The sequence below is a fragment of the Leisingera sp. ANG-S5 genome (assembly GCF_000813925.1).
Taxonomy (GTDB): Bacteria; Pseudomonadota; Alphaproteobacteria; order Rhodobacterales; family Rhodobacteraceae; genus Leisingera.
Map to the genome: position 1 here is coordinate 90,431 of NZ_JWLH01000011.1, position 12,824 is coordinate 103,254.

Sequence of the window (12,824 nt, forward strand, 5' to 3'; positions counted from 1 at the left end):
GCCGCAGTGGACCATTGCTTTCCGTGCCGGGTCGCGGCCACAGTGGCAGAAACATTCTCAGCCAGAAGGCAAGGCCTGCATGCTCTCTATCCTGAAGAACCGGACCTACCGGCACCTGTTCCTCGCCCAGATCGTGGCGCTCAGCGGCACCGGACTTGCGACCGTGGCGCTTGGCCTTCTGGCCTATGATCTGGCCGGGGAGCGCGCGGGTGTGGTGCTGGGCACAGCATTGACGATCAAGATGGTGGCCTATGTCACTGTTGCCCCGGTTGCCGCCGCCTGGGCTGAACAGGTGGACCGGCGCCGGATGCTGATCGCGCTCGACATGGTGCGGATGGCGGTTGCGGTTTGCCTGCCGTTTGTCACGGAGGTCTGGCAGGTCTATCTGCTGATCTTTGCGCTGCAGTCCGCATCGGCCGGGTTCACGCCCGCCTTCCAGGCCTCGATCCCCGATGTGCTGACTGAGGAGAAGGACTATACCCAGGCGCTGTCGCTGTCGCGGATGGCGTATGAACTGGAAAGCCTCATCAGCCCGATGCTGGCGGCGGCGCTGCTGGTTTTAGTCAGTTCCTCGACGCTGTTCTGGGGCACCGCGGCTGGGTTTGCGGCCTCGGCCTTGCTGCTCGTTTCAATCATTCTGCCGTCGCCAGCGCCCAAGGCGCCGCGGCCCATCTGGCAGCGCACCACCCGCGGCATTCGCAACTATCTGCGCACACCGCGTCTGCGCGGGCTGCTGGCAATGAACTGGGTGGTCTCGGCAATGGCCGCGATGGTGCTGGTCAATACAGTGGTGCTGGTGCGCGCCGGGCTGGGGCAGGGGGAAAGCGCGGTGGCGCTGGCCTTGGCCTGTTTCGGCGGCGGCTCGATGCTGTCGGCGATGCTGCTGCCGCGGCTGCTGGAGCGTGCTCCTGACCGCAGCGTGATGCTGGCGGGCGGTGTGCTGGGGACTGCCGCATTGGGGCTGCTGGCGCTGGCAGCACTGGCACTGCCGCTGAACTTTGCACGGCTGGCAATTGCCTGGTTCGTGATCGGCCTTGGCTATTCCGCCGTGATGACGCCTTCAGGGCGGCTGCTGGCACGTTCTGCCCATGCAGCGGACCGGCCTGCGATCTTTGCCGCACAGTTCACCCTGTCGCATGCCTGCTGGCTGGTCTTCTATCCGCTGTCGGCCTGGCTGATGGCGGCCTGGGGGTCAGGGGCCGCAATGCTGGTGCTGGCGCTGCTGGCCGCCGCCGGGCTGTTCGCCGCGCAGCGCCTTTGGCCTGCGGACAGCGCAGCACCGGTTGCGCATGAGCACCCGGACCTGCCGCCTGACCATCCGCATCTGCAGGGCGGCCACCCGCATGCGCATCCGGTCATCATCGACGATCTGCACCCGCGGATACCGCAGAAAGAGGGTCTCTAGCATCGCCGGGCCAGGTCGCAGCCTATTCATTTTATGACTAGACATAATCGCCTAAATGAGTAGCTTATTGCCAAACCGGCAACCAAGCGACTCGGGGAGATTTGCGTGACTGGCAACTATGTTTTGACAGGCGCCAAGCTGGCCACGATGGCCCGCTCAGATGTGCCTTACGGGCTGATTGAGGACGGGGCCGTTGCGGTGTCGGACGGGAAAATCGTCTGGGCCGGGCCGCGGCAGGAATTGTCAGCTGACAATTTTCCCTGGAAGCATGTTGATCTGGACGGGCGGCTGGTGACACCGGGGCTGATCGACTGTCACACCCATATTGTTTTCGGCGGAAACCGCGCGATGGAGTTTGAGATGCGCTTGAATGGCGCGTCATATGAGGAAGTCGCAAGGGCAGGGGGCGGAATTGTCTCCACCGTCTCTGCCACCCGCGAGGCCGCGCTGGAGGATCTGGTGCAAGGCGCGCTGCCGCGTCTGGATGCACTGATTGCCGAGGGCGCAACGGTTGTGGAGGTGAAATCCGGCTACGGGCTGGACCTGAAGACCGAACTGAACATGCTGCGCGCCGCCCGCCGTCTGGGTGAACTGCGCCCGGTGACGGTGAAAACTACCTTCCTTGGCGCCCATGCCACGCCCGGCGAATTTAAGGGCCAGGACGACGACTACATCGATCAGGTCTGCATCCCCGCCCTGCGCGCCGCCCATGCGGAGGGGCTGGTGGATGCGGTCGACGGCTTCTGCGAAAACATCGCCTTTGCCCCGGCGCAGATCGAACGGGTGTTCAAGGTGGCGCGGGAGCTGGGTCTGCCGGTGAAACTGCACGCCGAGCAGCTGAGCCATCAGGGCGGCACCGCATTGGCGGCGCAGTACGGCGCGTTGTCAGTTGATCACGTGGAATACGCCACCGAAGACGACGCCAGGGCGATGGCCGCGGCGGGTTCTGTTGCGGTGATCCTGCCGGGTGCGTTCTACACCATCCGAGAAACCCAAGCGCCGCCGATTGAGCACTTCCGCGCCCACGGCGTGCCGATGGCGCTGGCGACCGATTGCAACCCCGGCTCCTCACCGCTGACCTCCTTGCTGCTGACCATGAACATGGGCTGCACCCTGTTCCGCATGACGCCGGAGGAGGCGCTGGCAGGTGTCACCTGCAACGCCGCCCGCGCGCTGGGGCTGACGGACCGCGGCCAGATTGCCGCCGGCATGCGCGCCGATCTGGCGGTCTGGGACGTGGAGACGCCCGGCGAGCTCGCCTACCGCATCGGCTTCAACCCGATTTACACCCGTATCTATGAGGGAAAACGATGATCGAGATGATCCCCGGCACCGTGACGCTGTCCACGCTGGAAGATATCTACCGCAACCTGACCCCGGCCAAGCTGGCGTCCTCGGCGCGTGAACCGGTGGAGGCCGCCGCGCAGATGGTGGCGGATGCTGCTGCCGGAGAAGAAGCGGTTTATGGCATCAACACCGGTTTCGGCAAGCTCGCCTCGACCAAGATCGCACCGGAAGACACCGCCACCCTGCAGCGCAACCTGATCCTCAGCCATTGCTGCGGGGTAGGGGAGGCGCTGCCGGAAGATAAAACCCGGCTGATGATGACGCTGAAACTCCTGTCGATGGGCCGCGGCGCGTCAGGTGTGCGCTGGCTGGTGATTGAGCAGATCGAACAGATGCTGGCGCGCGGTGTGGTACCGGTGATCCCGTCGCAAGGCTCCGTTGGTGCATCGGGCGACCTGGCGCCGCTGGCGCATATGGCAGCAGCGATGATCGGGGCAGGGGAGGCCACCTTTGAAGGCACCCGCATGTCCAGCGCGGAAGCGCTGAAAAAGGCCGGATTAGAGCCGATTGTGCTCGGTCCAAAGGAAGGCCTGGGGCTGATCAACGGCACCCAGTTCTCGACCGCTTGCGCGCTGGCCGGCTTGTTTGACGCCTGGCGCATGGCTGAGGCCTCGATGGTGATTGCCTCGCTTACCACAGACGCGATCATGGGCTCCACCGCGCCGCTGGTTGCCGACATCCATAGCTTGCGCGGCCATGCCGGGCAGATCGACGTGGCCCGCGAAATGCGCGGCATCATGGATGGCTCCGAGATCCGCGAGAGCCACCGCGAGGGCGACACCCGCGTGCAGGATCCCTATTGCATCCGATGCCAGCCGCAGGTGGTGGGCGCGGCGCTGGACGTGCTGCGGATGGCCGCCAAAACGCTGGAGATCGAGGCCAACGCCGTCACCGACAACCCGCTGGTGCTGGTGGATGAGGGCCGCATCGTCTCGGGCGGCAACTTCCATGCGGAATATGTGGGCTTTGCCGCCGATCAGATCGCGCTGGCGGTGGCCGAAATCGGCGCCATCGCGCAGCGCCGGGTGGCGCTGATGGTGGACCCGACGCTGAGCCACGACCTGCCGCCGTTTCTGACCCCCGATCCGGGCCTCAACTCCGGTTTTATGATTGCCGAAGTCACCACCGCCGCGCTGATGAGCGAGAACAAGCATCTGGCCAACCCCTGCGTGACCGACTCGACCCCGACCTCGGCCAACCAGGAGGACCACGTGTCGATGGCCGCCCACGGCGCCCTGCGGCTGTCGAAGATGAACGCCAATCTGTCGGTGATCCTGGGCGTCGAAATGCTCTGTGCCGCGCAAGGGGTGGAGGCGCGTGCGCCGCTGCAAACCTCGGCCCGGCTGCAGGACGTGCTGGCAATGCTGCGCAACGATATCCCCGCGCTGGCTGAGGACCGCTATCTGGCGCCCGACATTGAAGCCGCCAGCGCCATGGTCCGCGCGGGCCGGGTTGCGGATGCCGCTGGCGTGAAGGTGGCGGCATGATCGAAGTGACCCAAGGCACCTCGCCGCTGGTGCTGGGGCTGCCCCACACCGGCACCGATGTGCCGCCGGAAATCTGGGACAGCCTGAACGAGACCGGCCGGGCGCTGGCCGATACCGACTGGCACATTCACGACCTTTACACGGGGCTGGTGGAGGACATCACGACCGTCCGCACGCCGATCCACCGCTATGTGATCGACGTGAACCGCGACCCCGCAGGTATCAGTCTCTATCCAGGGCAAAACACCACCACTCTGGTGCCGCTGACGGATTTCGACGGACTGCCGATCTGGCAGGAGGGCAAGGAGCCGGACGAGGCGGAGATCACCCGCCGCCGCGACGCCTATCATGCGCCCTATCACGCGGCGCTGATGGCGGAGCTGGAGCGGGTGAAGGCGATTCACGGCTTTGCCATCCTCTATGATTGCCACTCGATCCGCGGCGACATTCCGTTCCTGTTCGAAGGCCGCCTGCCGGATTTCAACGTGGGCACCAACATGGGTGAAACCTGCGACGCGTCGATCGAGGCGCTGACCGTGGCCCATTGCGACGCGGCGGAGGGCTATACCGCCATCCTCAACGGCCGTTTCAAGGGCGGCTGGACCACCCGCCATTACGGGCGGCCTGCGGATGGCTTGCACGCGATTCAGATGGAGCTGGCGCAGGCCACCTACTGCCAGGAAAGCCCGCCCTGGACCTATCTGCCGGAGCGCGCGGAACAACTGCGCGCCCATCTCACCCACATTCTGACTGATCTCAAAAACTGGAGGCCCTCGGCATGAGCGATCCCCGCAAGAACACCCGCGACATCTTCCCGCCCACCGGCCCGGAAATCACTGCCAAGCATTGGGTCACCGAGGCGCCGATGCGGATGATGATGAACAACCTGCATCCCGACGTCGCCGAAAACCCGCATGAGCTGGTGGTCTATGGTGGCATCGGCCGCGCGGCGCGCACCTGGAAGGATTTCGACCTGATCGTCGAGACCCTGAAGAACCTGGAAGAAGATCAGACCCTGATGGTGCAGTCCGGCAAGCCGGTCGGCGTGTTCCAGACCCACAAGGACGCGCCGCGGGTGCTGATCGCCAACTCCAACCTGGTGCCGCATTGGGCCAACTGGGACCACTTCAACGAGCTCGATAAAAAGGGCCTGATGATGTACGGCCAGATGACGGCCGGCTCCTGGATTTATATCGGCACGCAGGGCATCGTGCAGGGCACCTACGAGACCTTTGCCGAGGCGGGCCGCCAGCATTACGGCGGCGACCTCAAGGGCAAGTGGATCCTGACCGGCGGCCTGGGCGGCATGGGCGGCGCGCAGCCTTTGGCGGCTGTCTTTGCCGGTGCCTGCTGCCTGGCGGTGGAGTGCAACCCGGACAGCATCGACTTCCGCCTGCGCACCAAATACCTGGACGAGAAGGCCGAGACCCTGGACGAGGCGCTGGAGATGATCGAGCGCTGGACCGCAGCGGGCGAGGCGAAATCCGTGGGCCTTCTGGGCAATGCGGCAGAGATCTTCCCGGAGCTGGTGAAGCGCGCCGAAGCAGGCGGTATCCGCCCCGATATCGTGACCGACCAGACCTCCGCCCACGACCCGGTCAACGGCTACCTGCCGCTGGGCTGGACCATGGGCGAATGGAAAGAGCGCCGGGAAACGGACAAGAAAGCGGTGGAAAAGGCCGCCCGCGCCTCGATGAAGGTACAGGTCAAGGCGATGTGCGACTTCCACGCGATGGGCGTGCCCACGGTGGATTACGGCAACAACATCCGCCAGATGGCGCTGGAGGAAGGGCTGGAGAACGCCTTTGACTTCCCCGGCTTCGTGCCCGCCTATATCCGCCCGCTGTTCTGCAAGGGCATCGGCCCGTTCCGCTGGTGCGCGCTGTCGGGCGACCCGGAGGATATCCGCAAGACCGACGCCAAGATGAAGGAGCTGTTCCCAGAGAACGAAGGCCTGCACCGCTGGCTGGACATGGCACAGGAACGCATTGCCTTCCAGGGCCTGCCTGCACGGATCTGCTGGATCGGCCTGGGTGATCGCCACAAGGCCGGCCTCGCGTTCAACGAGATGGTCCGCAATGGCGAATTGTCAGCGCCGGTGGTGATTGGCCGCGACCATCTGGACTCGGGCTCTGTCGCGTCTCCGAACCGTGAGACCGAGGCGATGATGGATGGCTCCGACGCGGTCTCCGACTGGCCGCTGCTGAACGCGCTGCTGAACACCGCCTCTGGCGCCACATGGGTGTCGCTGCACCACGGCGGCGGCGTTGGCATGGGCTTCTCGCAGCATTCCGGCGTGGTGATCTGCTGCGACGGCACCGAGGACGCCGACCGCCGTATCGGACGGGTGCTGTGGAACGACCCGGCCACTGGCGTCATGCGCCACGCGGATGCGGGGTACGACATCGCCAAGGATTGCGCGCGCGAGCACGGGCTGAACCTGCCCGGCATTCTGGGCTGACGTCCGAGCGAGAGAAAGGCAGAAATCCGGCGCGGATTTCTGCCATGAAAAATCGATTTTTCATGGCCGTTTCCCTCGCAGGGAAACGGCTATTTTTCGTTCAGCAGCCGTTCGGCGGTGTTTTTGGCGTCGCTCAGGTGCCGTTCGATGGCGGCTTGCGCAGCCTTTGCATCCCCCGACACAATCGCCTCGCAAATGTCCTGCATATGGGCGGGGCCGGGTTTCTGGCGCTCCGCGGTCGACAGCGTCACCGCCCGCAGCCGGCTGATGCGGCCGTTCAGACGCTGGGCGATTTCCCAGGCGACGTTGTGGCCTGCGCCGTCAAAGATGATCCGGTAGAACTCTGTCGTGGCGCGCAGCATCGGGGTGGGCACGCCTGCGCCCACGGCCTCTTGCAGGCTCTGCAGCGCCGCCTTCAGCTGCTCTGCCAGCTGCGGCGTGATGTTGCGGGCGCATTCGGTGGCGGCGGCGGTCTCCAGCATTTGGCGGATGTCGTAGATCTGCCGCGCGTCGGCCCATGTGAGCTGTGCCACAATCGGGCCCTTGCCGGGCAGGATCTCCACCAGTCCCTCTGCCTCCAGATAGCGGATGGTTTCCCGCACCACGGTGCGGCTGACGCCAAGCTGGTCGCACAGGGGCCGCTCCACCAGCCGTTCGCCGGGGGCAAACTGGCCGGAGATGATCGCCTCGCGCATCCGCTCCTGCACGATGTCGCGCAGGGTCTGCGGCTGGTGGTCGATTTTGCTCATGATGGGGCTGGTCATAGTTCTTCCGATAACAACGGGGGCAGGGCGGAACAAGTCTGCATTGACATACTGTATGATGGTATACCATATTACGGCAACTGGAATCAGACAAGAAAGACCCGCCCATGCCCGCCGAAATCCGCAAGACGCTGCTGCATGTCGAAGAAACCCTGATCGAGGGCGGCAAGGCAGCGGAAACCCCGCTCAAGATGATTGCCGCGGTGGCGGTGATCAAAAACCCCTGGGCAGGGCAGGGATTTGTCGAGGACCTGCGCCCGGCGATCCACGACTGCGCGCCAGGGCTGGGCGAGAAGCTGACCGCGATGATCCTGGAAGCGGCCGGCGGCGGCGACAAGGTGGAGGGCTACGGCAAATCCGCCATCGTCGGTGTGAATGGCGAGGTCGAGCATGCCTCTGCCCTGATCCACACGCTGCGGTTCGGCAATCACTTCCGCGAGGCGGTGGGGGCGAAATCCTATCTGGCCTTCACCAACACCCGCGGGCCGGCCAATGCCTCGCTGCAGATCCCGCTGATGGACAAGAACGACGGCGGGCGCCGCAGCCATTACCTGACCATCCAGCTGTCGGTTGCCGATGCGCCCGGCCCGGATGAGATCGTGATCGCGCTGGGTGCTTCGATAGGCGGCCGTCCGCATCACCGCATCGGCGACCGCTATCAGGACCTGAAGGAACTGGGCCATGACGTCGACAATCCTGCCGCTGTCTGAGCCTTACGGGGCCGTCTCCTGCCATAGGGTAGGGGAGGGGTCTCCGCTGGTGCTGATCCACGGGGTCGGCATGCAATCGGCGGCCTGGGGGCCGCAGATTGAGGCTTTTGCGCAGACCCATGAGGTCATCGCGCTGGACATGCCCGGCCATGGCGGCAGCGCGCCGCTGCCGGAGGGCACCGAACTGCCGGATTATGTGGCCTGGCTGCACGCGGTTTTGCAGGCGCTGGATCTGGGGCCGGTTTCCTTGGCTGGCCACTCCATGGGCGCGCTGATTGCCGGCGGCTATGCTGTCAGCCATCCGGAGAACGCGGCCCGCGTGGCGCTGCTGAACGGGGTGTTCCGCCGTTCCTCAGACGCACGGGCTGCGGTTGAGGCGCGCGCGGCTGAAATCCGCGCGGGCAGCTTTGATCTGGAGACACCGCTGGCGCGCTGGTTCGGGCAGAATGAGACCGACCAGGCGGCACGGGCGCAGGTCGGGGAATGGCTGTCAGCTGTGAACCTGGCGGGCTACGCAGCCGCCTATACCGCCTTTGCCCGCGGTGACAGCACCTATGCGGACGGCTTTGCGGGCATCCCTTGCCCGCTGCTGGCGCTGACCGGCGATGGCGATCCGAACTCGACACCCGCGATGGCGCAAGCCATGGCGGATGCCGCGCCGCAGGGCAGGGCGGTTGTCATCGAAGGCCACCGGCATATGGTCAACTTGACTGCACCCGCAGCGGTCAATGCCGCCTTGCAGGGCTGGCTGGATACGGAAGGAGCAACGTCATGAGCGAGATCGACCCGCGCGCTCTGCGAAACGCATTCGGGACCTTCATGACCGGCGTTACCGTGGTGACAACCCATGATGCGGACGGAAACCCCATCGGTTTTACCGCCAATTCCTTTACCTCCGTGTCGCTGGACCCGCCGCTGGTGCTGGTGTGCATCGCCAACTCCTCCAGCAACTACGCCGCGTTCGAGCAGGCGGGCGGGTTTGCCGTCAATGTGCTGGCGGAGGACCAGAAGGACGTCTCGAACACCTTCGCACGGCCTGTCGAGGACCGTTTTGCCGCCGTCAGCTGGCAAAGGGGACCGCAAGGCAGCCCGGTGTTCGAGGGTGTCTCCGCCTGGTTCGACTGCACCATGCACAACCGGGTTGAGGCGGGCGACCACCTGATCCTGATCGGACGGGTCGAGGCGTTTGAGACCTCGCCTGCGCCGGGGCTGGGATACGCCCGCGGCGCCTATGTGACAGCGGCGGCGGAGGCCGAAGCCCTGACTCAAGGAGCCAAGCTGATCGTCTCGGCCTTGATCGAGCATGAGGGTAAAGTGCTGCTCATGGGCAACGATCAGGGCAAGCTGACGCTGCCGGAAATCCGGGTCGGCAAGGAGGGTGCCTCTGCCGCCCTGGCCAAGCTGATCGCGGACACCGGCGTCGAGGCGGAGCCGGGGTTCATCTATTCCGTTTACGAAGACAAAGCGCGCGAACATCAGCACATCTCGTTTCTGTGCCAATCGGCCGGCGGCACACCGGCCAAGGGTGTTTTCACACCGCTGACCCAATCCACGCTGATGGACATTGCCGACGCGGCGATGTGCACCATGCTGGAGCGGTTCGCGAGTGAATCCCGGATGGGCAATTTCGGGGTGTATTATGGCAATCAGACCACCGGGCAGGTCCGCCCCGTGGCGACAGGGAGCAAGGGCGCATGAAATTTTCCCTCTTTGCGCATATGGAGCGGATTTCCGCGGCAGACGACCAGAAGCGGCTTTATGACGAGTTCATCCAGCTGTGCAAAATCGCCGATGACGGCGGTATGCATGCGGTTTGGACCGGCGAGCATCACGGGATGAACTTCACCATCTCGCCGAACCCGTTTCTGAACCTCATCGACGTGGCGCGGCACACCAAGAACGTGCGGCTGGGCACCGGCACGGTGATTGCGCCGTTCTGGCATCCGATCCGGCTGGCGGGTGAGGCGGCGATGACCGACATCATCACCGAGGGCCGCCTGGACCTGGGCATCGCCCGCGGGGCCTATTCGTTTGAATACGAACGCATGATGCCCGGCATGGACGCCTGGGAGGCGGGCCAGCGGATGCGGGAGCTGATCCCGGCAGTGCAGGGGTTGTGGCAGGGTGACTATGCGCAGGAGGGGGAGTTCCACTCCTTCCCGAAAACCACCTCCTCGCCCAAGCCGCTGCAGCAGGACGGGCCGCCGATCTGGGTCGCGGCGCGCGATCCCAACAGTCATGAATTCGCGGTGAAGAATGGTTGCAATGTGCAGGTGACGCCGCTGTGGAAGGGTGATGAGGAAATCACCGACCTGATGGGCAAGTTCAACGATGCCTGTGCGAAACACAGCGACGTGCCGCGGCCCAAGATCATGCTGCTGCAGCACACCTATGTCGCGGACAGCGCCGAGGATGTGAAACGCGGGGCGGAGGAGCTGAACCGTTTCTACTGCTACTTCGGGGCCTGGTTCATGAACAAGCGGGACGTCAGCCAGGGCCTGATTGATCCGCTTTCAGATGAGGAAATCGCCGCGCATCCGTTCTACAGCCCCGAAGCGATGGAGCGCGATCTGGTGATTGGCGAACCGGCGGCGGTGATCGAGCGGCTGAAAAAGTATGAGGCGCTGGGATATGATGAATACTCGTTCTGGATCGACAGCAGCATGAGTTTCGAGCGCAAGAAAGCCTCGCTTGAGCGGTTCATCACCGAAGTCATGCCCGCGTTTCAGTAAGGGAACCTGAGAATGCAGACCTTCCAGCAGTACATCGGCGGTGCGTTCGAGGACGCGAGCGAGACCTTCGAGAGCCTCGATCCGGCTACCGGCAAAGCCTGGGCGCAGATGCCGGCCGCTTCGGCGGCGGATGTGGACAGGGCGGTGCGGGCTGCGGAGGCTGCGTTCTTCTCCCCTGAATGGGGTGGGATGACGGCCACCCAGCGCGGCAAACTGCTGATGCGGCTGGCTGATCTGGTGGCGGAGAACGCGCCGCGTCTGGCAGAGCTGGAAACCCGCGACACCGGCAAGATCATCCGCGAGACCTCGGCCCAGATTGCCTATGTGGCGGAATACTACCGCTACTATGCCGGCCTCGCCGACAAGATCGAAGGCGCGCATCTGCCGATTGATAAGCCGGACATGGAGGTCTGGCTGCGGCGCGAGCCGGTGGGGGTGGTGGCGGCCATCGTGCCATGGAATTCGCAGCTGTTCCTGTCTGCTGTCAAAATCGGCCCGGCGCTGGCGGCGGGCTGCACGGTGGTTCTGAAGGCGTCGGAAGAAGGCCCGGCGCCGATGCTGGAATTTGCCCGCATCTTTGATCAGGCTGGCTTCCCGCCCGGTGTCTTGAACGTGATCACCGGCGGGCCGGAGGCGGGTGCTGCGCTGACCAGCCACGCGTCGGTCGCCCATGTGGCCTTCACCGGCGGGCCGGAGACCGCGCGCCATATCGTGCGCAATTCGGCGGAAAACCTCGCCTCCACCTCGCTGGAGCTGGGCGGCAAGTCGCCGTTTATTGTGTTTGACGATGCCGATCTGGAAAGCGCAGTGAATGCGCAGGTCTCTGGTATCTTCGCCGCCACCGGGCAAAGCTGCGTCGCGGGATCCCGGCTGGTGATCCAGAAGGGGATCAAGGACGCCTTCCTTGCGCGGCTGAAGGAGAAAGCCGAGGCAGTGGTGATCGGCGCGCCGGATGACATGGCAACCGAGGTCGGGCCGCTCTGCACCCTGAAACAGCGCGACCATGCGGTGCGGCTGATCGAAGCCTCAGTTGCTGCCGGGGCGAAACTGGTCACCGGCGGCACCGTGCCGGAAGGGGAGGGGTTCTATTTTCCGCCCACGGTGCTGGATTGCTCCGGTGCACCGGAGGCACCCTGCCTGTCGACTGAATTCTTCGGCCCGGTGCTGTCGGTGGTGGAGTTTGAGACCGAGGCGGAGGCGATGGAGATTGCCAACAACACCGCATTTGGCCTCGCCTCGGGCGTGTTCACCCAAAACCTCACCCGCGCGCACCGGATGATCCGGGGCATCCGGGCGGGGATTGTCTGGGTCAATACCTACCGCGCGGTCAGTCCGATTGCGCCCTTTGGGGGCCATGGGCTGTCGGGCCACGGGCGCGAGGGCGGGCTGCAGGCCGCTTTGGACTACACCAAGGTGAAGGCCGTCTGGCTTCGCACCAGCGATGATCCAATCCCCGATCCCTTTGTGATGCGCTGATCTGAGGCGCTCAGGAACGAGGGGGCTGCCTGCCCCCTCGCGCCCCCCCGGGGATATTTTCAGCCAGGAGAAGAGGGGATCCGCGCCGTGCGGCAGCGGAATCTCTGGACGCGGGCGCTGATCGGGGCACACTTAACCAATACTGCAGCCGCTTTGGATGCAGCGTGAGGAGGTGTGTGATGAGTGACGCGGTTTACAAGACAGTGGATGTGGTCGGCAGTTCGCAGTCCAGCATCGAGGACGCGATCAGCGGCGCGATTGCCCGCGCGTCCAAGACCATTGACCATATCAACTGGTTCGAGGTCGGGGAGATCCGCGGCCATGTCGAGGACGGCAAGGTGGCCCATTACCAGGTGGGGCTGAAGATCGGCTTCCGGCTGGACTGATCCGGCAGAGACGGGCGCAAGTGGCGCAGCGGCGCGGATGCGCTATCTGTTGGCGC

At 64.7% G+C, this 12,824-nt stretch carries 12 protein-coding genes; 11 read left to right on the plus strand and 1 reads right to left on the minus strand.

The window, feature by feature from the left end:
- The first annotated feature begins 79 nt into the window (after positions 1–79).
- The 5 genes from RA25_RS17325 to hutU all read left to right on the plus strand — a co-directional run bounded on the left by RA25_RS17325 (position 80) and on the right by hutU (position 6,700).
- Positions 80–1,405, plus strand: coding sequence for an MFS transporter (locus RA25_RS17325; protein ID WP_039174069.1), 1,326 nt, complete (start codon positions 80–82; stop codon positions 1,403–1,405).
- 105 nt (positions 1,406–1,510) lie between these two features.
- A complete protein-coding gene (gene hutI, locus RA25_RS17330; protein ID WP_039174071.1) occupies positions 1,511–2,719 on the plus strand; it encodes an imidazolonepropionase in 1,209 nt (402 codons plus the stop codon).
- Entirely contained in the window at positions 2,716–4,239 is a 1,524-nt protein-coding gene (hutH, locus tag RA25_RS17335) for a histidine ammonia-lyase (protein ID WP_039174076.1), read from the plus strand. Before hutI ends, hutH begins: the two co-directional genes overlap by 4 nt.
- Complete coding sequence (hutG, locus tag RA25_RS17340; protein ID WP_039174077.1) at positions 4,236–5,021, plus strand: N-formylglutamate deformylase; 786 nt, start codon at positions 4,236–4,238, stop codon at positions 5,019–5,021. Before hutH ends, hutG begins: the two co-directional genes overlap by 4 nt.
- Entirely contained in the window at positions 5,018–6,700 is a 1,683-nt protein-coding gene (hutU, locus tag RA25_RS17345; RefSeq protein WP_039148352.1) for a urocanate hydratase, read from the plus strand. Before hutG ends, hutU begins: the two co-directional genes overlap by 4 nt.
- 89 nt (positions 6,701–6,789) lie before the next feature.
- Here the strand turns inward: hutU and RA25_RS17350 are convergent, their stop codons facing one another.
- Positions 6,790–7,464 (minus strand): GntR family transcriptional regulator, encoded by a 675-nt coding sequence (locus tag RA25_RS17350; RefSeq protein ID WP_039174079.1) that lies wholly within the window; start codon positions 7,462–7,464, stop codon positions 6,790–6,792.
- A 107-nt stretch (positions 7,465–7,571) separates the two neighbouring features.
- On the opposite strand from RA25_RS17350, the gene RA25_RS17355 reads away from it, so the two are divergent.
- The 6 genes from RA25_RS17355 to RA25_RS17380 all read left to right on the plus strand — a co-directional run bounded on the left by RA25_RS17355 (position 7,572) and on the right by RA25_RS17380 (position 12,768).
- Positions 7,572–8,174, plus strand: a complete 603-nt coding sequence (locus RA25_RS17355; RefSeq protein WP_019294371.1) for an amino acid synthesis family protein — start codon at positions 7,572–7,574, stop codon at positions 8,172–8,174.
- Entirely contained in the window at positions 8,146–8,949 is an 804-nt protein-coding gene (locus tag RA25_RS17360; RefSeq protein ID WP_039174080.1) for an alpha/beta fold hydrolase, read from the plus strand. Before RA25_RS17355 ends, RA25_RS17360 begins: the two co-directional genes overlap by 29 nt.
- Complete coding sequence (locus tag RA25_RS17365; protein WP_039174081.1) at positions 8,946–9,872, plus strand: flavin reductase; 927 nt, start codon at positions 8,946–8,948, stop codon at positions 9,870–9,872. Before RA25_RS17360 ends, RA25_RS17365 begins: the two co-directional genes overlap by 4 nt.
- A complete protein-coding gene (locus tag RA25_RS17370; protein WP_039174085.1) occupies positions 9,869–10,906 on the plus strand; it encodes an LLM class flavin-dependent oxidoreductase in 1,038 nt (345 codons plus the stop codon). Before RA25_RS17365 ends, RA25_RS17370 begins: the two co-directional genes overlap by 4 nt.
- Positions 10,907–10,918: 12 nt before the next feature.
- On the plus strand, positions 10,919–12,382 hold the full coding sequence (locus RA25_RS17375; protein WP_039174087.1) for an aldehyde dehydrogenase: 1,464 nt from the start codon (positions 10,919–10,921) through the stop codon (positions 12,380–12,382).
- A 179-nt stretch (positions 12,383–12,561) separates the two neighbouring features.
- Complete coding sequence (locus RA25_RS17380; RefSeq protein WP_039174089.1) at positions 12,562–12,768, plus strand: dodecin; 207 nt, start codon at positions 12,562–12,564, stop codon at positions 12,766–12,768.
- The last annotated feature ends 56 nt before the right edge of the window (positions 12,769–12,824 follow it).

Bases quoted from the DNA above. Each gene is read 5' to 3' on its own strand.
- RA25_RS17325 (WP_039174069.1), top strand. From the start codon at position 80: ATGCTCTCTATCCTGAAGAACCGGACCTACCGGCACCTGTTCCTCGCC.
- hutH (WP_039174076.1), top strand. From the start codon at position 2,716: ATGATCGAGATGATCCCCGGCACCGTGACGCTGTCCACGCTGGAAGAT.
- hutG (WP_039174077.1), top strand. From the start codon at position 4,236: ATGATCGAAGTGACCCAAGGCACCTCGCCGCTGGTGCTGGGGCTGCCC.
- hutU (WP_039148352.1), top strand. From the start codon at position 5,018: ATGAGCGATCCCCGCAAGAACACCCGCGACATCTTCCCGCCCACCGGC.
- RA25_RS17350 (WP_039174079.1), bottom strand. From the start codon at position 7,464: ATGACCAGCCCCATCATGAGCAAAATCGACCACCAGCCGCAGACCCTG.
- RA25_RS17355 (WP_019294371.1), top strand. From the start codon at position 7,572: ATGCCCGCCGAAATCCGCAAGACGCTGCTGCATGTCGAAGAAACCCTG.
- RA25_RS17360 (WP_039174080.1), top strand. From the start codon at position 8,146: ATGACGTCGACAATCCTGCCGCTGTCTGAGCCTTACGGGGCCGTCTCC.
- RA25_RS17365 (WP_039174081.1), top strand. From the start codon at position 8,946: ATGAGCGAGATCGACCCGCGCGCTCTGCGAAACGCATTCGGGACCTTC.
- RA25_RS17370 (WP_039174085.1), top strand. From the start codon at position 9,869: ATGAAATTTTCCCTCTTTGCGCATATGGAGCGGATTTCCGCGGCAGAC.
- RA25_RS17375 (WP_039174087.1), top strand. From the start codon at position 10,919: ATGCAGACCTTCCAGCAGTACATCGGCGGTGCGTTCGAGGACGCGAGC.
- RA25_RS17380 (WP_039174089.1), top strand. From the start codon at position 12,562: ATGAGTGACGCGGTTTACAAGACAGTGGATGTGGTCGGCAGTTCGCAG.